At 71.5% G+C, this 18,722-nt stretch carries 15 protein-coding genes and 1 pseudogene; 10 read left to right on the forward strand and 6 right to left on the reverse strand.

The features are described from left to right. A partial coding sequence (locus tag QMZ92_RS03320; RefSeq protein ID WP_283295717.1) for an IS3 family transposase occupies positions 1 to 190 on the forward strand: 190 nt, incomplete at its 5' end. 51 nt (positions 191 to 241) lie between these two features. Here QMZ92_RS03320 and QMZ92_RS03325 read toward each other — a convergent pair. The 3 genes from QMZ92_RS03325 to QMZ92_RS03335 form a co-directional block, all read right to left on the reverse strand. Then, positions 242 to 400 (reverse strand): hypothetical protein, encoded by a 159-nt coding sequence (locus QMZ92_RS03325; RefSeq protein WP_283295718.1) that lies wholly within the window; start codon positions 398 to 400, stop codon positions 242 to 244. Between the two features lie 204 nt (positions 401 to 604). Beyond that, a complete protein-coding gene (locus QMZ92_RS03330) occupies positions 605 to 1,681 on the reverse strand; it encodes a hypothetical protein (RefSeq protein ID WP_283295719.1) in 1,077 nt (358 codons plus the stop codon). Between the two features lie 195 nt (positions 1,682 to 1,876). Beyond that, a complete protein-coding gene (locus tag QMZ92_RS03335) occupies positions 1,877 to 2,785 on the reverse strand; it encodes a DUF6531 domain-containing protein (protein WP_283295720.1) in 909 nt (302 codons plus the stop codon). Between the two features lie 265 nt (positions 2,786 to 3,050). Between QMZ92_RS03335 and QMZ92_RS03340 the strand changes: the two genes are divergently transcribed. Both QMZ92_RS03340 and QMZ92_RS03345 read left to right on the forward strand, forming a co-directional pair. After that, positions 3,051 to 4,577, forward strand: a complete 1,527-nt coding sequence (locus QMZ92_RS03340; protein ID WP_283295722.1) for an SWIM zinc finger family protein — start codon at positions 3,051 to 3,053, stop codon at positions 4,575 to 4,577. Between the two features lie 512 nt (positions 4,578 to 5,089). Beyond that, a pseudogene (locus tag QMZ92_RS03345) lies at positions 5,090 to 5,368 on the forward strand (ATP-dependent helicase); the annotation flags it as partial. A gap of 253 nt (positions 5,369 to 5,621) precedes the next feature. Here the strand turns inward: QMZ92_RS03345 and QMZ92_RS03350 are convergent. After that, complete coding sequence (locus tag QMZ92_RS03350; protein WP_283295723.1) at positions 5,622 to 6,743, reverse strand: pyridoxal-phosphate dependent enzyme; 1,122 nt, start codon at positions 6,741 to 6,743, stop codon at positions 5,622 to 5,624. 191 nt (positions 6,744 to 6,934) lie between these two features. Here QMZ92_RS03350 and QMZ92_RS03355 point away from each other — a divergent pair, with 191 nt between their 5' ends. From QMZ92_RS03355 to QMZ92_RS03385, 7 genes are all read left to right on the forward strand, one after another. Further along, entirely contained in the window at positions 6,935 to 8,509 is a 1,575-nt protein-coding gene (locus tag QMZ92_RS03355) for a S8 family peptidase (protein WP_283295724.1), read from the forward strand. 145 nt (positions 8,510 to 8,654) lie between these two features. Beyond that, the gene (locus tag QMZ92_RS03360; protein ID WP_283295725.1) at positions 8,655 to 9,893 is read left to right on the forward strand and encodes a DUF4190 domain-containing protein; all 1,239 of its coding nucleotides are present in this window, start codon (positions 8,655 to 8,657) and stop codon (positions 9,891 to 9,893) included. Positions 9,894 to 10,421: 528 nt separating this feature from the next. Next, positions 10,422 to 11,174 (forward strand): GntR family transcriptional regulator, encoded by a 753-nt coding sequence (locus QMZ92_RS03365; RefSeq protein ID WP_138053372.1) that lies wholly within the window; start codon positions 10,422 to 10,424, stop codon positions 11,172 to 11,174. Positions 11,175 to 11,847: 673 nt separating this feature from the next. Further along, entirely contained in the window at positions 11,848 to 12,030 is a 183-nt protein-coding gene (locus QMZ92_RS03370) for an SPOR domain-containing protein (RefSeq protein WP_283295726.1), read from the forward strand. A 71-nt stretch (positions 12,031 to 12,101) separates the two neighbouring features. Then, positions 12,102 to 12,530 (forward strand): (deoxy)nucleoside triphosphate pyrophosphohydrolase, encoded by a 429-nt coding sequence (locus QMZ92_RS03375; RefSeq protein WP_283295727.1) that lies wholly within the window; start codon positions 12,102 to 12,104, stop codon positions 12,528 to 12,530. Positions 12,531 to 12,645: 115 nt separating this feature from the next. Beyond that, on the forward strand, positions 12,646 to 13,074 hold the full coding sequence (locus QMZ92_RS03380) for an ATP-binding protein (protein ID WP_283295857.1): 429 nt from the start codon (positions 12,646 to 12,648) through the stop codon (positions 13,072 to 13,074). 147 nt (positions 13,075 to 13,221) lie between these two features. Continuing rightward, positions 13,222 to 15,864, forward strand: coding sequence for a SpoIIE family protein phosphatase (locus QMZ92_RS03385; protein WP_283295728.1), 2,643 nt, complete (start codon positions 13,222 to 13,224; stop codon positions 15,862 to 15,864). 115 nt (positions 15,865 to 15,979) lie between these two features. Here the strand turns inward: QMZ92_RS03385 and QMZ92_RS03390 are convergent, their stop codons facing one another. Both QMZ92_RS03390 and QMZ92_RS03395 read right to left on the reverse strand, forming a co-directional pair. After that, positions 15,980 to 16,759 (reverse strand): succinate dehydrogenase/fumarate reductase iron-sulfur subunit, encoded by a 780-nt coding sequence (locus QMZ92_RS03390; RefSeq protein ID WP_283295729.1) that lies wholly within the window; start codon positions 16,757 to 16,759, stop codon positions 15,980 to 15,982. Next, on the reverse strand, positions 16,756 to 18,711 hold the full coding sequence (locus tag QMZ92_RS03395) for a fumarate reductase/succinate dehydrogenase flavoprotein subunit (protein ID WP_283295730.1): 1,956 nt from the start codon (positions 18,709 to 18,711) through the stop codon (positions 16,756 to 16,758). The genes QMZ92_RS03390 and QMZ92_RS03395 overlap by 4 nt, the downstream gene beginning before the upstream one ends. Between the last annotated feature and the right edge of the window lie 11 nt (positions 18,712 to 18,722).

The following is an 18,722-nucleotide window of genomic DNA, read 5'->3' on the forward strand; positions in this document are numbered from 1 at the left end:
CAATGCCGCCGCCGAGAGCTTCTTCGCGCTGCTGAAAGCGGAGATCGGCCCCCGCCGCTGGCCCGACCGGATTACCGCCCGCGCTGAGATCTTCACCTTCATCGAGACCTTCTACAACCGCAAACGGCTGCGGAGGCATCCAGTCTGGGGCTACCTCACCCCGCTGGAGACCCGGCAGCGACACGAATAAGAACACGCCCTCGCAGCGTAAGCATCGAGTGTCCAGCATCACGGGGAAACTTCAGGTGCTGATCTCTTCTTTGAGCAGGGCCCAGAAGCTCTCCGCGGCGTTGTCGAAGCACGATCCGGTGCGTCCGCAGTTCTGCCGCAGCCCGAACTTCCCTATGCGTTCGCGGAACTGGGTCGACGTGTATTCGCTGCTGCGATCGCTGTGGATCACGGAAGGTTCGCCGGCTTCCACAACACGCACCGACTACACAGCGTGTGCGGCTGCCAGGGTCCGATCGACGTCGAGCACGACCACAGGCCACCCCCTTGCCGGCCGCTTGGAAGACCTCCACAGTCCGAGGGGACTGACACTCTGCCACCTGTACTGTTCCGGCCGGGGCCGAGCGTCCGTTCTTTGCCGTGCGGCCTGAGGCGGTCACTGGAAGCTGAGACGGTGCGGGTGGGTTGGGTCGGTCTGGCAGGTGTGGACGCGCATCTGGCCGCGGCCGAGATAGACACCGACGGGATCGACGACTCCCGGGTCATCCGTCCGGTCCTCGATGGGCATCCAGCTTCGTGAGCCGCCGTCGCACTCCCATTTGTCGACGGTGAGCAGTGGCGGCATCGGGGTCCCGCACTGAGGGCAGTCGACGGGGGCGGGGTCGGTCAGGTGCCAGGAGGCGTAGCCGCCGACTTTCCAGCCCGGGGCGATGGAGAGGTCGCTCATGTAGTCGATCTCGTCCGGTTCCTCGGCGCGGGCGGCGGCCATGGCCGCTTCGTACTCCTCGTAGGTGGCGTAGCTCGCCGGAGCTGAGGAGTCGTAGGCGTCCTCGGCGTCTTCCTCGTCGAGGAGGCCTTCTTCCCACTCGGCGATCTCCTGCTGGAGGTCCTCGCTCAGCAGGCCGAGGTACTCGTGCTCCACGACCTGCTCCGGGTGGAGGACGCAGGTGGTCGGGACGCACTCCTCGCGACCGGCGACCGGCGGTTCGGGCTGCGGCATCAGTGCGGTGCCGACATCCTCTGCACGCCGCCACTTGAGGACCACCTTGATCGTGCGCTCCGGGCCGTGTACCTCGAAGGGGCACCAGAACACCTGGAGCAGGTCGCATCCGTCGGGCCCGACGAGGTCCGGCACGTCCCGTGCGTAGAGCTGGGCCACGGCCAGAAGCGGCAACGGGTCTGCGTCCTCCAGATCCGGGACGTGGAGTCCGGACGTCATACCCTCCAGGAGCAGTTGCTCCTCGTCGGTGAAGTCCCGTCCTCGCGCCTCGTTCTGGATGCGCCGCCGCAGGCGCACGTCGGACAGGAGGTGGCCCGTGCCCTTGGGGTGGACCGTGGTGCAGACCGGCCACGGCTCGTCGGCCGGCCACAGCAGGGGCCCGGCGACCGAACTCTCCTCCGTCTTGGGTGCACCAGGGCGCGGATGCAGCCGTGTCGCGGTCCGCCGGTGGGCGGCAAGGGCGGGGAAGACCGCCTCGACGTCGACAGGGCGCGGTGGCGTGGTGCGGGTCATGCGAGTCCTCCAAGGCGGTTCGGCGTCGATGCGATATGCCGGTTCGGACGTTGCCGTGATCGTCAAAGGTCTGCCGCCGGCTCGTGCCGTCGACGGCGGTCACTTCCAGGGGCTGGTGGCGCTCGTCATATCGGGCGGTCGCTGTGCTGCCGTCGGGCAACCGCACCCGTATGAGGTTCGCGGCCTCGTCGTAGGTCAGTTCGGTGGTGTGGCCGAGGGGATCGGTTCGGGTGAGGGGGCGGTCGTACGCGTCCCAGGTGAAGTGGGTGGTGTGGCCGAGGGGGTCGGTCTCTGCGACGACTTGGAGGCGGTCGTTGAGTACAAGGACGGCGGTGGCACCGGTGGAGTCTGTGTAGCGGGTGATGCGGTGGCCGGTGTCGGGTGGACGTCGTAGGCGAACCTCGAGGACAGGACGCCGTCGGGGCCGATGGTTCCCTCGACCCGCCCCTGGGCGTCGTACGCGTACTGGAAGGTCGCACCGTTGCGGTCCGTCCAGGACGTGACGCGGCTGTCGGCGTCGTAGGTGAAACGCATGGCCGGCCCGTCGGGACCGTCCGGACCGGTCAGCGTGATGAGGTCGCCGGGCGGGTCGTAGTCGTGGCCCACCACCGTGACAGGGCCTTCGGGGCCGCGGACGGCCAGCCCCGTGACGCGCGAGGCGTCCGCGGTGAGCTGCACGACGTAGTCGCCCGAGTGTGTGACCGCGAGGGGTGTCCCGTCGGGACGGCGGGAGAAAGTGATCTGGTGGCCGTGGCGGTCTTCGATGTCCGAGAGCCAGTAGGCGGTGGACGTGCGGTAGGGACTGCCGGTGAAGAAGTGGACGCGGCCGTTGTGCGGATCGTGGATCTCGTAGCAGGTCTCCTCGCCGTGCACGCCACCGTGGACGAGCGGGAGCTGGTCGCCCTCCAGGGGCAAGACGCGTTCCCCGTCGGACCCGGGCAGGCGGGGGTAGACCAGCAAGGAACCGTCCTCGCGTGCCCATATCGCACTGCGCACCCCGTCGAGCTCGATCCTCTCATCCAGGGTGGAGACCCAACCACGGCCGAACCAGTGGCCGAAGCGGTAGGTCGAGGCATGCGTACGGCGCGGTGCCCGGGGCAGCACCCCGGGCAGCGTCCGGGGCGCGTACCGTTGCCGGAGCTTGAACGGCTGTGACAGCCGGGCGCCTTGGGTCAGGACGGCGTCGCGGGTTGACGGTGGTGGGCCGGGCGAGTCGGCTTTCCGGAGAGTGCGGCGGACGCCGGCGGCGTGTCTCTGGAACGTCCAAGGCGGCGATGGTGACTTTCCGATTGGCTGCCGGACCGGGCCGACTGGCAGTCATAAGCTGGTGGCCGTAAGGAACAGAACGAGGGGCGGGGTGAAGGAGACCATGCGCGGCCTCACCGAGGCGAACCTCAGGACGCTGGCCGGTGCCCGTTCCTTCGAGCGCGGGCTCGGATACCTGGATGCGGTGGCCGGGGTCGAGATCGGTGACGGCTCGGTCATCGCGAGCGTCCACGGCACGGAGCGGTACGAGGTGGAGCTCGTCCTGGACGGGCCCGGCGGGCTGTCCGGTGAGTGCGACTGCCCGTACGGCCTGGAGGGCAACTTCTGCAAGCACCTGGTCGCCCTCGGCCTGACCGTGCTCGCCCGGCCGGAGAGCCTGCCCCGGCAGCGGAAAGCCGCCCGGGACCGTGCACGGGGCCTCGACGGTTGGCTGTCCGCCCTGTCCAAGGACGAGTTGCTCGCTCTGGTGCGGGAACAGATCGGTGAGGACCGGCAGTTGCGGCGCCGACTGGAGTTGCGGGCCGCGAGCGCCCGCGGAGACCTTGCCGCGGTCCGGGGCCGTGTCCGTGAGCTGCTGGACATCTCACCGTTCGCGCAGTACGGGTACGTGGAGTACGCCGATGCCCGCGCCTACGCGGACCAGGCCGGGCAGGCGGTGTCCGCGCTCGGCGCGCTGACGGGCTCCGGGCGGGCCGCCGACGCGATCACCCTGGCGCGGGAAGCGATGCGGCTGCTGGCCGAGGCGGTGGAGAGCGTTGACGACTCCGACGGCCGGCTCGGGCAGGTCGGTGCAGAGCTCGCCGAGGCCCATCTCGACGCGTGCCGTGCGGCGTGCCCCGACCCGGGGGAGCTCGCGGGCTGGCTCGTCGGCCATGCGCTGGGCGACTCGGACGACGGCCTCACCGACATCGATCCGCTCGACTACGAGGACGTCCTCGGTGAAGAGGGGATGGCCGTCCTGCGGAAGCTGGCGGTCGAGGCGTGGCGGGGCAACCGCCGAGGCTGGGCGGAGAAGTGCCTGATGGAGCGTTTGGCCAAGGCGGGAGGCGACGTCGACGCGGTGATCGCCGTGCACGCGGCCGACCTCGCGCCGGACGGCCACACGCACCTGGTCATCGCCCGCGAGCTGGATGCGGCCCGGCGCCCCGACGAGGCCCTGCGCTGGGCGGAACGCGGCATCCGGGACGCCCGGGACCTCGCTGCCGTCGACACAGCCCTCGTCGACCACCTCTGCGAGCGTTACACGCAGGCGGGCCGACTCGCCGACGCCGTCGGCCTGCGCCGCGACCACTTCGGCGCCCGCCGCACCCTGCTCGCGTACCAGCAGCTGCGTGCCGCCGCCCCGCGTCGGTCCGCAGCAGGGCCAACGCGCCCTCGCGCTCGGCCGGCCAGCAGTCCGCGACCACTTCGGCGCCCGCCGCACCCTGCTCGCGTACCAGCAGCTGCGTGCCGCCGCCCGGGCCGCGGACTGCTGGCCGGCCGAGCGCGAGGGCGCGTTGGCCCTGCTGCGGACCGACGCGGGGCGGCGGCAGCAGGGTTGGTACGGCGGCCTCGTCCTGGTCGACGCACTGCTCGACGACAAGGACGTCGACGCCGCCTGGCAGGCCGCCACCGAGACCGGCGCCCATGATCGGCAGTGGCTCACCCTCGCCGACCAGGCCCGTGGCACCCGCCCCGCCGACGCGCTCGGCGTGTACCTGCGCCTGGCCGAACCCCTGACGAAGCAGACCGGCAACCGGGTGTACGAAGGGTTGACCAGCCTGCTGTTGAGCATGCGTGACTGCCACCGCCGCCTGGGATCGCCGGAGGAGTTCACCGGGTACGTCACCACTCTGCGCACGACCCAGAAGCGCAAGCGGAACCTGATGCGGCTCCTGGACCAGCACGGTCTGTGACCCGGCAGGAGCGCTCGCCGCAGGCAGCGCTTGTCCCCCGGACAAGCGGTGACGCGGAGGGCCAGGGAGAGGGCCCCTGCTGGATCCGCGCTGGATCGTGATCCGTCACATGGCGTCTGCGCAGTTTACGGCGGGGTGCTGGTTCTGGCTCCTGCTTCTCGTGACGTGCCCGTTGCCGCACGGTGGTCCTTGAAGCGCGGGTCGATGAGTCGTGATCGTGAGCGACAGTCGGCGAGGCCACATACCGATGTCGGTACGGGCGGTGCCGAAGCCGATCCACGACGCGGCGGTGAAGCGGGAGCCCAACGCCCGTACCGGTGACCCGGCTGAGGGACGTCACCGAAGGACGGCTGCGGCTGGGGAGCGCAGAGAAGGGGGACTGGGCACGGTGGGCCGCGTTCTCGAAGCGGGCCCCCACCGGCTGCGGCATATCCCCGGTGTCGGGCAGCGCACAGTCGACCCGATGCCGGCGGGCGTGCGCCGACTCTCCGAGACTGTGCACGAGTCCGTAGCAATCGTGGACCGCAGGTGCCGCGGGCCACGCGGTGCTCCTGGCGCGGATCCCGGCAGCGGGCGTCGGCGCACGCCTGGACATGACGGACGCGGCGCTCACGCCGCCCGAGTGAGTGACGGGGGAAGCGGTGGCTCACCGCGCGGTCCCGTCCACGGGGGCGCCTCGGGAAGGCGGTCCGGGTCTGCCCGCGTGCCGGCCTTCCTCGCCGGTGCCCTGAGGGGCGACGGGGTGCGCTGACGCGTATGTCTTGGTGCCGGCCGAACCGTCACCCCCCGGCCGCGACCCCCGTCTTCACCCCCGCCCCGCACAGCGGCACCACCGCCGTGCGGCCCTCCAGACCGTGCGCCTGGATCGCCGCCCAGCAGGCCGCGCCCGTGGGCTCGACGAACAGGCCGCGGGCGGCGAGGTCGAGCTGGGCTGCGCGGATCCGGTCGTCCGTCACCGTGTGGAAGGTGCCGCCGCCGGCGCGTACGGCGGAGAGGATCTGACGGGCCCGGGGTGGGGCGGGGATGGCGATGCCCTCGGCGAGGGTGGGTGCCGCCTCCGCCGGGGTGATGTCGTCCGCCCCGGCGTGGAACGCCGAGGCCACGGGGGCGACCGCGGCCGCCTGGACCGCGACGAGCGCCGGACGTTCCGCGATGAGCCCGTGGGCGCGCAGTTCCTCGACGGCCAGGTGGGCGCCGAGCAGCAGGGTGCCGTTGCCGACGGGCAGGACCAGAACCTCGGGCAGTCTGCCGCCGAGGTCCTCCCAGATCTCGTACACATAGGTCTTCGTGCCGTGCAGGAAGTACGGGTTGTGGACGTGCGAGGCGTAGAAGACGCCGTCCTCGTCGGCGGCCGAGCGTGCGGCGCGTGCGGTCGCCTCCCGGTCGCCGGGGACGAGCTCCAGCCGGGCCCCGTGGGCGGCGATCTGCTCGACCTTCTTCGGGGAGGTCGCGGCCGGGACGTACACGGTGCAGTCCAGGCCCGCGCGGGCGCAGTAGGCGGCGATCGAGGTGCCCGCGTTGCCGCTGCTGTCGGCGATCACGCGGCGAGGCTTCAGCCGGCGGGCGAGCTCGGCGAGCATGACCGCGCCGCGGTCCTTGAAGGAAAGGGTCGGCATCAGGAAGTCGAGCTTCGCGGTGACGGTGGCGGTGAGGGGGACCAGCGGGGTCCGTCCCTCCCCGAGCGAGACGGCTCGGGGGCCGCCGCCCGTGGCCTCCGTGGCAGCGAGCGGCAGCGCCTCCTCGTACCGCCACAGTGAACCCACCCTGCCCGTGAGGGAGTCGAGGGAGACGGGCGCCGCGGCGAAGCCGAGGTCCCAGGGGCCGTGGCACTGGGGGCAGCGCCAGGCGAGCGACTTGACCGGCGAACGTACGCCGCACTTCGGGCACTGATAGTCCGTCATGTGATCCAGCATGGCAGTTGTGTGGCACACGTGTTACGGGCCGTCCGAACTCTTGTGGGATTCCTATGGATCAGCCAACCTTTCGGGACGGCAGTGGCGCGGCGAATTCGCGGGCACCCACCCCGTGTAGTTGTCATGCCCCTGTCGAATACCCCCACGACAGCGCACCACTTATGAGGAGGACCCCTCACATGTCCGTGATGCGTAACTCGCAGCGAAGACTGTCCGCGGTCAGCGTGACAGCCGTCGCCGCCCTGGCACTCGGTGCCGCCTCCGCCCTCCCGGCCACCGCGGCAGAGCCCGCCCCGGTGGGCGTGATCGAGAACGCGGGCGCCCCCGGTGCCATCGCAGGCAGCTACATCGTCACCCTCGACGAGTCGGCCGCCGACGCCAAATCCAAGGCGGGCAGGCAACTCGCCGCGGAGTACGGCGCCAAGATCAAGAAGACGTACAGCGCCGCCCTCAACGGATACGCCGTCGAGCTCTCCGAGTCGCAGGCCAGGAAGTTCGCCGCCGACCCCGCCGTCGAATCCGTCGTGCAGAACCGGGTGTTCACCATCTCCGGTACCCAGCCGAACCCGCCCTCCTGGGGCCTGGACCGCATCGACCAGCGCGCGCTGCCGCTCGACCAGAGCTACACCTACCCCGACTCCGCGGGCGAGGGCGTCACCGCGTACATCATCGACACCGGTGTGCGGATCACCCACAACGACTTCGGTGGCCGTGCCTCGTACGGCTACGACGCCATCGACAACGACAACACGGCGCAGGACGGCAACGGCCACGGCACGCACGTCGCCGCCACGGTCGCGGGCGGCTCCTACGGTGTCGCGAAGAAGGCGAAGGTCGTCGGCGTCCGGGTGCTCAACAACTCCGGTTCCGGCACGACCGCCCAGGTCGTCGCGGGCATCGACTGGGTGACGCAGAACGCCGTCAAGCCGGCCGTCGCCAACATGAGCCTCGGCGGCGGCGTCGACACGGCGCTGGACACCGCCGTCCGCAACTCCATCGCCTCCGGCGTCACGTACGCCGTGGCGGCGGGCAACAGCGGCGCCAACGCCTCCAACTACTCCCCGGCCCGGGTGGCCGAGGCCATCACCGTCGGTTCCACCACCAGCAGCGACGCCCGTTCCAGCTTCTCCAACTACGGCAGCGCGCTGGACGTCTTCGCCCCGGGCTCGTCCATCACCTCGGCGTGGAACAGCAGCGACACTGCGACCAACACCATCTCCGGCACCTCGATGGCCACTCCGCACGTCGCCGGTGCCGCCGCGCTCTACCTGGCGGACAACCGGACCGCCACCCCGGCACAGGTGTCCTCGGCGCTGACCACCGCGGCGACCCCGAACGTGGTCGGCAACCCGGGCTCCGGCTCGCCGAACCGGCTGCTGTACGTCGGCGGCGGCACGACCCCGCCGCCCGGGTCGAAGTTCGAGAACACCACGGACTACGCGATCAACGACAACTCCACGGTGGAGTCGCCCGTCACCGTCAGCGGCGTCTCGGGCAACGCGCCCGCCGCACTCCAGGTGCCGGTCAACATCGTCCACACCTACATCGGTGACCTCCGGGTCCAGCTCATCGCCCCGGACGGCACCGCGTACACGCTGAAGTCGTACGGCACCGGCGGCAGCAGCGACAACATCAACACCACGTACACCGTGAACGCGTCCTCGGAGGTCGCGAACGGCACCTGGAAGCTGCGGGTGAGCGACAACGCCTGGTGGGACACCGGCAAGATCGACTCCTGGGGTCTTCAGTTCTGACGCCCGGACCGCCGGACCGTGCCGGGTCCGGCACCTGATCGAGCAGTGAGGGGCGGCCGCGCCGAGCGGCCGCCCCTTCCGCGTATCAGGGCTGCCCGTCGCCCTGCTCCCGCCGTATGATCCGCTGACCCGCGCAGATGTTCGCATGATCTTCACAAGGAGCGCCGTACCCGTGGAACCGTCGTCGCAGGGATGGACGCCTCCGGGCGGGTCCGGCCCGGCGCAGCCGCCCGCCCCGTCCTCGCCGCAGCCCGCCCCGGCGTACCCGTACCCGATGCCGGCGGGCGTACAGCCGGGAATGCCCTACCCGCCCTACGGGGCGGTGCCGCAGCGGCGGGGCACCAACGGCTTCGCCGTCGGCTCCCTCGTGACGGGCATCGTGTGCTGTCTGCCCCCGCTCGGCCTCGTCCTCGGACTGGTCGCGCTGGCGCAGATCAGGAAGAGGGGCGACGAGGGCCGCGGCCTGGCGATCGCGGGCACCGTGCTCTCCGTCGTCAGCACGATCCTCATGACCGTCGCGTTCGCCACCGGCACCGCCGGTGAGGCGTGGGACGGCTTCCGCAGGGCGGCCCGCGACAGCGCCGCCGCGGACTCCACGTTCGACCTGCGGACCGGGCAGTGCTTCGACACCCCGGGCCGCGGCCTGGAGGACGAGGAGGCGGCGTCCGTCCGGATCGTGGACTGCGACAGACCGCACGAGGGCGAGGTGACCGGCACCTTCCCGCTCGACGGGTTCGACGAATGGCCCGGGGAGAAGACCGTCGAGACCGAGGCGGAGCGCCGGTGCGAGGACATCAACAGCGCCTACGCACTGGACCGGTGGGCCGTTCCCGGGACGGCGGAGCCCTACTACTACATGCCGACCAGGGACAGCTGGCGCTTCGGTGACCGCAGCGTCACCTGTGCGCTGGCGAGCGGCGGACCGAAGCTCGCGTCCTCCGTCCGCAGCGACCGGACGACGCTCGACCCGGCGCAAATCGCCTACCTGGAGGGTGAGCTGGCCGTCGACTCCGTCTGGTGGGAGGAGCCGGAGGACCTCTTCGAGGACGACCCGGAGGCCAACCGCGCCTGGGCGGAGCGGATGGCGCGGACGCTCGGAACCGAGGCCCGTGAACTGCGCGCCGGACCCTGGCCCGCGGCGGCCCGCACACACGCGCTGGCCCGCGCGAAGGAGTACGAAACGGCCCGCGGCCACTTCGGCCGGGCGGCGGCGGCCCAGGACGAGGAGAGCTTCTGGGACGCCATGTCGGAGGCGGGCGACGCCTTCCGCCAGGAGACCGAGATCGCCGTCCGGTCCGCTCTCGGCCTCGCCACGGACCCGCCGGAGGAGGCGGACGACGCGGAGGAGGGGGAACCGCTGCCGAGCGACGACACGACGGTCTGAGCCCCGCGGCTCGCAGGTACGCGTGAGCCGCGGTCCACCGCGCCGTGATGTGGGTGGGCTTCGCGGGCGCGCCGCTGGTGTCCAGGTCCTTCACCTGGAAAATCCGCCCGTAGACGTCCCATTGGGTGAAATGGCCGACACGTTTGTGGGCATGGGGCGCGGGTGGACGGTCGTGGCGGGTGCCGGCCGCGGCCGCGTGGGGAGAGCGGGGCGGGAGGGGCGAGGAGCGCGAGCGGGGCGGCGGCGATGGTCGGCCGGGCAAGGGCTCTTCGGCGCATGAGGCTCATTCCTCTGCGTGTGCCGGAGGGCTTCCACGGGCGGTCGTGCTGCCGTGCGCACCGAAGCTATTGGTCTGGACCATTATGGTCAAGGGTGCGGTGCACGTACGCGTGAAGCCGCTCGCCCGTCAGGGGTGAGTGCCCGCCTCCCTGGCGACTATGACTGCGTGTAGTGCTCAGGCCCATACTTGCGGGGATCAACCGTCGGTTGCCACGCTGTTGCTGTCTGTCAACCTGTTGGGAGTGGCCAGTGACATTCGGTGAGCAACCCGCCTATCTGCGCGTTGCGAGCGATCTCCGCCAGAAAATCGTCAGTGGCTCGCTGCCGCCGCACACCCGCCTTCCCTCGCAGGCCCGGATCCGGGAGGAGTACGGAGTCTCGGACACCGTCGCGCTGGAGGCGCGGAAGGTGCTGATGGCCGAGGGGCTCGTCGAGGGGCGATCCGGCTCGGGGACGTACGTGCGGGAGCGGCCGGTGCCGCGCCGCATCGCCCGGTCGGGCTACCGTCCGCCGTCGGGCGCCAGCCCCTTCCGCCAGGAGCAGGCCGCGGAGGGTGCCCGCGGTACCTGGGAGTCGAGCAGCGAGCAGGAGCCGGCGAGTGCCGCGGTCGCGGGCAGGCTCGGCGTCGCGCTCGGCGACCGCGTGATGCGCACGCGGTACGTCTTCCGGGACGCGGGCGAGCCGACGATGCTGTCCACCTCCTGGGAGCCGCTTTCGATCACGGGCCGCACGCCGGTGATGCTGCCCGAGGAGGGGCCGCTCGGCGGCTGCGGCGTCGTCGAGCGGATGGGCGCCATCGACCTCGTGGTGGACAACGTGGTGGAGGAGGTCGGCGCCCGGCCGGGGCTGGCGGAGGAGCTGCTGACCCTCGGCGGGGTGCCCGGCCATGTGGTCATGGTCATCCAGCGCACCTACTATGCGTCGGGCCGCGCTGTCGAGACGGCGGATGTGGTGGTCCCGGCCGACCGCTTCCGGATCGCGTACCACCTCCCGGTGCGCTGAACCGCGTGCCCCGGCCCGCGGCGCGCGCGTCATCGGCGTGTCGGTCTTCGCGGCCGGGGGAGGGGCGGCGCCCTCCGTCACCCTCGGAGTCGGTGGTGCACCGCCGGTTCGGGGGCGGTCCCCTTCGAAGTGGGCGGCGCACAGGGCGCGTTCACGGGCTCCGGGGCGCCGCGAGAGCCGGACCGGAGTTCTCCCGGACCGGCTTCGGGCCGTGCGTGGGTCTCCCGGCGCCGCCCTCCGGCCGCGCCTCTTTCCGTGGCTCGCACAGAGCTGGGGCCGGGAGGAACCGGCTCGGCGCAGGGGCGTCGTCCCCGGCGTCTCCCCGCGGCCGGACTCGCGCCGACGCACGGCCTGTTGAGCGCGCCGGCGTCGTAAGGTGAAGGGCCGCATCACCCGGTCCCGGTTCCGGGTCGTGAACCGCCGGGCCGTCTCGGCGCCGGCGAGCGGGGCGTCCCACCCTCCCCGGCGCGGTCGCCACTCGGCGGAGACGTGAGGCAGCGGGCGCACTCGGCCAGGTGCGCCCCTCGGACGGGAGCGGATGCTGGCCGGATCCGTCTCTCTTCGTGAAAACACGTATCCGCTGAGTGAAGGTCAGGCGTAGGCTCGGGCATATGCAGACTGCGGTTTCCTGGGGATCGTTAGAGAAGTGCAGGCCGGCGGCGGGAGAGGCGCGATGACCGACGGCGGCGCGATGCTGCCCTGGCTGGTGATCCGCCAGGACGACAACGGCAATCGCTATCGCGTGGGAAGGTACGCCACACAGGACGAGGCGCAGAAGATCGCGGACAGCCTCGGTGATCGCGGCCACAAGCAGCTCTACTGGGTGGAGTACATGGGGCAGACGGCACCCTCCTGAGCGCGCCCCGCAGCCGCCGTGCAGGCGACCGAGGGCCGGAGGGGCGCGCCGTGCGGGTTACGCTCCCGCGCATGACGGATCCTGTGAACGCCCGCGTCGTGGTGGCCGGCGCCCTCTACGACCAGGGGCGTCTGCTCGCCGCGCGCCGCAGCGCACCGCCCGAGTTCGCCGGACGGTGGGAGCTGCCCGGTGGCAAGCTCGAACCCGGTGAGTCCCCCGAGGAGGCCCTCGTGCGCGAGTTGCGCGAGGAGCTGGGAGTGGAGGCCGAGCCGGTCGAGCGGGTGCCCGGCGAGTGGCCGCTGGGTCCCGGCTATGTGCTCCAGGTCTGGACGGCACGGCTGATCTCGGGTCAGCCGCGTCCGCTGGAGGACCACGACGAACTGCGCTGGCTCGCCGTCGACGAACTGGACGCCGTGGACTGGCTGCCCCAGGATCGCCCCGCCGTCGAGGAGGCCGTGCGCCGGCTGCCCCGTGACCACCGGGGGAGAACGCGCGGCTGATTTCCTGCGCCGTTCGCGTCACCGCACGTCCCTCTCGGGGATATCTCGCACCGAATTTCGGGTATGTCCAGAATGCCGCCCCAAAGTGGACGGGATTCCGTGGCAGGTCCGGGAAGTGGTCGGCGTGGTCGACACCGAAGGCGCATGCGCCGAGTGGACCTTCCCTGCCGCCCCGGACGCCGTCCGTTCCGCCCGCCACGCCGTCCGTGACGCCCTGCGGAAGTGGGGTCTCGAGCCCGCCGTGGTCGATGTGACGGTGCTCCTGGTCAGTGAGCTGGTGACCAATTCCCTTCGTTACACCTCCGGGCCCATAGGGGTTCGTCTGGTCCGGCCGGCCGTCGACGGAACACCGCCGCCGCGATCCCCCGCGCTACTCGTGGAAGTCTCCGACCCGCTTCCGGATCCGCCCCTGGAGCGTCCCGCCGGGCCCGATGACGAGGGCGGACGCGGGCTGCAGCTGGTGGCCTGCGCGGCCTGCCGCTGGGGGACGCGGCGAGGCAGAACGGGCAAGACCGTGTGGTTCGAGCTGCCCCTGCCTGGTTAGGAGTGTGGGGGGACGACGATCACTGCCTGCTCGGCTCAAAACGAACGAGACCGTGCTGTGATCGTGAACGCCGTGCCGCCAGGTGCCGTAGTGCTGAATACTGCGGGCATGGCCGGTCCGGTGCGGTGAGCTGGAGGGGACGGTCGCGTGAGCGAGATACCTGAGACGGCGAGCGGCGTGGTGTGGCAGAGCAGTCCGCCCGGCTCCATCTACGACTACATCAAGGTCGCGTCGTTCTCGATCGGGCCGGACGGGCTGGTCGACCAGTGGAGCCGGCGTGCGGCCGAGCAGTTCGGCATCTCCGCCGAGGACGTCAGGGGCAAGGATCCGATCGACGTCTTCATCCCCTCCGAGCTCCGCCCGCGAGGCCACCGCAAGGTCTCCGAGATCCTGGACGGCAAGGAGTGGACGGGACTCGTCCCGTTCCGCCTGCCGGGCGAGGGCGGTGCGCACGGACTGGTCGAGGTCTACGTCATGCCGAGCGAGACGGAGAACGGCGAGCGTGCCGCACTCTGCATCGTCGTCGACGTACGCGCTCTCCGGCGGATCGAGACGGACCTCGCGGCTTCGCAGGCGATTTTCGGTCAATCTCCTTTTGGCTTTCTCCTGTTCGGTACGGACCTCACCGTGCTGCGGGCCAACGAGCGCTTCGCGACGGTCTTCGGCGGCGTCGCCGAGGACCACCGCGGCCGGACCGTGTACGACTACCTCTCCCGCCCCGAGGCGGAGCGGATGACCGCCGCCCTCCAGCGGGTGCTGGAAACCGGGGAGTCCGTCACCGACCTCCAGATCGTCGGCAGCGCCCCCGGCACCTCCGACCGGCGGCACTGGGCGGTCAACCTGTACCGCGTGCACAGCGGTTCCGGCCGGCCCGTCGGCGTCGCGGGGCTCGGCATCGACGTGACACGCCGCCACATCGCGGCCCGCGAGGCCGCCAGCGCCCGCCGCAACCTCGCCCTGCTCAACGAGGCCAGCGCACGGATCGGCAATTCCCTCGACCTGGAGACCACCGCGCGCGAGCTGCTCGACGTCGCCGTTCCCGGCTTCTGCGACCTCGCCTCCGTGGACCTCTACCAGGGACTGCTCACGGGCGACGAGGCCCCGCCCGGACGCTGGGGCCCCGCCCGGCCCGAGAGCTACGGCGGCAGCGCCGAGCTGCGCCGCGTCGCCTTCGCCAGCACCGTCTCCGAGACTCTGCTCGGGGGCGCCTCGGGGGCGGGCACGCCGGCCAGCCCCCAGGTCGGCGCCGTCCACCACTACCCCTTCAGCTCCTCCTGCGCCGACGCCCTGCGCACGGCCAGGGTCCGCGCCATCCCCGGCGAGGACGGCAGCCTCGTCCAGTCCACGCTGGCCGTGCCGATGGTCGCCCACGACACGGTGGTCGGACTCGTCCAGTTCTCCCGGGCCAAGGGCAGCGAGCCGTTCGGCGAACGCGACCGGGCGCTCGCCGTCGAGCTCGCCGCCCGAGCCGCGGTCTGCATCGACAACGCCCGCCTGTACCGGCGCGAGCACGAGCGCGCCCTGATCCTCCAGCGCAGCCTCCTGCCGCCCGGCGACCCGGAGGCCGCGGGCCTCGACATCGCCTGCCGCTACCTCCCCGGCAACACCGCCACCGAGGTCGGCGGGGACTGGTTCGACGTCATCGAGCTCCCCGGCCACCGCACCGCCCTCGTCGTCGGCGACGTCATGGGACGGGGCCTGCGCGCCGCCGTCGCCATGGGTGAACTCCGCACCGCTGTGAGGACGTTGGCCCTGCTGGACCTGGAGCCCGCGGAGGTGCTCTCCGCGCTCGACGAGATCGCCCGCGGACTCGGCACGCCGAGCGGCGCCCAGCAGGCCTCCCGGGTCGCCCACAAGTCCCGCGGGCCCGAACTCTCCGAGGTGTACCTGGCGACGTGCGTCTATGCCGTGTACGACCCCGTGACGCGGCGCTGCACCTTCGCCAACGCGGGCCATCTGCCACCCGTCCTCGTCGAACCGGGCGAGGAGGCGCTGATGCTCGACGTACCGCCCGGGATGCCGCTCGGGGTGGGCGGCGAGCCCTTCGAGGAGGTCCAGGTCGAGCTTCCGGAGGGCGCACTGCTCGCGCTGTACACGGACGGGCTCGTCGAGTCGCGTGACCATCCGCTGGACGAGGGGCTCAGTGCCTTCCGCCGCGCCCTGACCGAGCCGGCCCGCGCCGTACCGGAGCCCCGTTCCCCCGACGGTACGGCAGGTGGGGCGGACGGCGGAACGCCCGCCGCCCCCGACCGCGGGTCCCGCTCCCGTTCGCTCGAGGACGTCTGCGACCACGTGCTCGCCACGCTCGACACGAGGCACGGCGAGGACGACATCGCGCTGCTGATGGCCCGTATCCAGGGCCTGGCGACCGAGGCCGTGGGGGACTGGCGGCTGCCGCGCGAACCGCGGTCGGTGGGCCGCGCCCGCGAGCTGGCCCGGGCCCAGCTCAGTGCCTGGGACCTCGATCCGCTCGTCGACACGGTCGAGCTGCTCGTCAGCGAGCTCGTCACCAACGCCCTGCGCTACGGCGAGGGCGAGATCCGGCTGCGGCTGCTGCGTGACCGCACCCTCGTCTGCGAGGTGTGGGACGCCGGCCTCGTACAGCCGCGGCGCCGGCGGGCCCGGGACACCGACGAGGGCGGCCGGGGGCTGCAGCTGGTCGGCCTGCTGAGCGCCGCCTGGGGCTCCCGCCGCACGCCCCGGGGCAAGACGGTGTGGTTCGAACTCGCCCTGCCCGACGGGGACTCGGCGGCCGAACCGAGCGTGGAGCAGCTGCTGAGCATGTTCTGACGCCGGGGGGACGGTCAGGCGTTGCGGACCGTCCGCCCCCGCCGGACACGTCCGCCCCGGCCGGACATGTCCGTGCCCGGACGCGGACGTCCGGGCACGGAGGGGCGAGCGGGTGCTACGTGGTGTGCTCGCCCCGGCGGCGGATCTTGCTGCCCAGCCACACCAGTGGGTCGTACTTCCGGTCGACCGCGCGCTCCTTGAGCGGGATCAGGGCGTTGTCCGTGATGTGGATGCCTTCGGGGCACACCTCCGTGCAGCACTTGGTGATGTTGCAGTAGCCCAGACCGTGGTCCTCCTGGGCGGTGCGCTTGCGGTCGAGGCCCGACTCGGCGGCCGCGTCCAGCGGGTGCATGTCGAGTTCGGCCACGCGCATCAGGAAACGCGGCCCGGCGAAGGCCGCCTTGTTCTCCTCGTGGTCACGCACCACATGACAGGTGTCCTGGCACAGGAAGCACTCGATGCACTTGCGGAACTCCTGGGAGCGGTCCACATCGATCTGCTGCATCCGGTACTCACCCGCCGCGACGCCCTGCGGCGGCACGAAGGACGGCACCTCACGGGCCTTGGAGTAGTTGAAGGACACGTCCGTGACCAGGTCGCGCACCACCGGGAAGGCGCGCAGCGGGGTCACCGTGATGGTCTCGGCACGGTCGAAGACCGACATGCGGGTCATGCACAACAGCCGGGGACGTCCGTTGATCTCCGCGCTGCACGAACCGCATTTGCCGGCCTTGCAGTTCCAGCGCACCGCGAGGTCCGGTGCCTGGGTGGCCTGCAGCCGGTGGACGATGTCGAGGACGACCTCGCCGTCGTGGACCTCGACCGTGAAGTCCTCGAGGCCCCCGCCGTCCTGGTCGCCCCGCCAGACCCTGAACCGAGCGTCGTACGTGCTCATTCGTACAGCTCCTCTTCGGCGAGGTACTTGACCAGCTCTTCCTTCTCGAAGAGGGCGAGCAGGTCGTGGCGGATGGGCTCGGTGGTCTTCCGAACGAGCTCGATCTGGCCGCGGACGACGGGATCGGCGGCCGGAGCACCGGGCTCCACCGGCCCGAAGGACAGCGAGCGGTCGGCGAGTCGGCACAGCAGGTTGACCCGGCGCCACTCCCGCTCCATCGCGGGGTAGTCCTCGCGGGTGTGGCCGCCGCGGCTCTCGGTGCGCTCCAGGGCGGACCGGGCGATGCACTCGCTGACCAGGAGCATGTTCCGCAGGTCCAGGGCGAGGTGCCAGCCCGGATTGAACTGGCGGTGGCCCTCCACGCCCGCCCGCCGGGCTCGGCCCCGCAGATCGGCGAGCCGCTTCAGCGCCTGCCCCATCTCGGACTCCCGCCGGATGATGCCGACCAGGTCGTTCATCGTCTGCTGGAGCTCCTGGTGGAGCGTGTACGGGTTCTCCTGCGGGGCGTCCGGTTCGGGGCCCCCTGCGCTGAAGGGCCGCAGCGCCTCCGCCGCGGCCGCGTCGATCTGCCCCTCGTCGACCGGGGGCCGCTGCCCGGCGAGGCCGGCCGCGTACTCCGCGGCGTGCAGTCCGGCGCGCCGGCCGAAGACCAGCAGGTCCGAGAGGGAGTTGCCGCCGAGCCGGTTGGAGCCGTGCATGCCGCCGGCGACCTCGCCCGCCGCGTACAGGCCGGGCACGCCGACCGCCGACGCGGTGTCCGAGTCGACCGCGATACCGCCCATCACGTAGTGGCAGGTCGGCCCGACCTCCATGGCCTCCGCGGTGATGTCCACGTCCGCCAGCTCCTTGAACTGGTGGTACATGGACGGCAGCCGGCGTTTGATCACGTCGGCCGGCATCCGGGTGGAGACGTCCAGGAACACGCCGCCGTGCGGTGAGCCGCGACCCGCCTTCACCTCGGCGTTGATGGCCCGGGCGACCTCGTCGCGAGGGAGCAGCTCGGGAGGGCGCCGGTTGTTGTCCGGGTCCTCGTACCAGCGGTCTCCCTCCTCCTCCGTCTCCGCGTACTTCTCCTTGAAGACGTCCGGGACGTAGTCGAACATGAACCGCTTGCCCTCGGAGTTGCGCAGCACCCCTCCGTCGCCGCGCACCGACTCGGTGACGAGGATGCCCTTCACCGAGGGCGGCCAGACCATTCCGGTCGGATGGAACTGCACGAACTCCATGTTCAGCAGCGGCGCGCCCGCGAGCAGGGCCAGCGCGTGCCCGTCGCCGGTGTACTCCCAGGAGTTGGAGGTCACCTTGAAGGACTTGCCGATGCCGCCGGTGGCCAGCACGACCGCCGGGGCCTCCACCACGAAGAAGCGTCCGGACTCGCGCTCGTAGCAGAACGCGCCCGATACCCTGTCGCCGTCCTTGAGCACCCGGGTCACGGTGCACTCCTGGAAGACCTTGAGGCGGGCCTCGTAGTCGCCGAACTCCTTCTCGTCCTCCTGCTGGAGCGCGACGACCTTCTGCTGGAGGGTCCGGATCAGCTCCAGCCCGGTCCGGTCGCCGACGTGCGCCAGCCGTGGGTACTCGTGGCCGCCGAAGTTGCGCTGGGAGATCTTCCCGTCCTTGGTGCGGTCGAAGAGCGCGCCCCAGGTCTCCAGCTCCCAGACCCGGTCGGGAGCCTCCTGGGCGTGCAGCTCCGCCATCCGCCACTGGTTGAGGAACTTGCCCCCGCGCATGGTGTCGCGGAAGTGGACCTGCCAGTTGTCGTGGGAGTTCACGTTGCCCATGGAGGCGGCGATCCCGCCCTCCGCCATCACGGTGTGGGCCTTGCCGAACAGGGACTTGCAGATGACGGCCGTACGAGCGCCCGCCTCACGCGCCTCGATGGCGGCCCGCAGTCCCGCACCACCCGCGCCCACGACGACAACATCCCACTGCTGCCGTTCGAGCTCAGTCATCGGTGAGCACC

The organism is Streptomyces sp. HNM0645 (genome assembly GCF_030056615.1).
Classification (GTDB): Bacteria; Actinomycetota; Actinomycetes; order Streptomycetales; family Streptomycetaceae; genus Streptomyces; species Streptomyces marianii.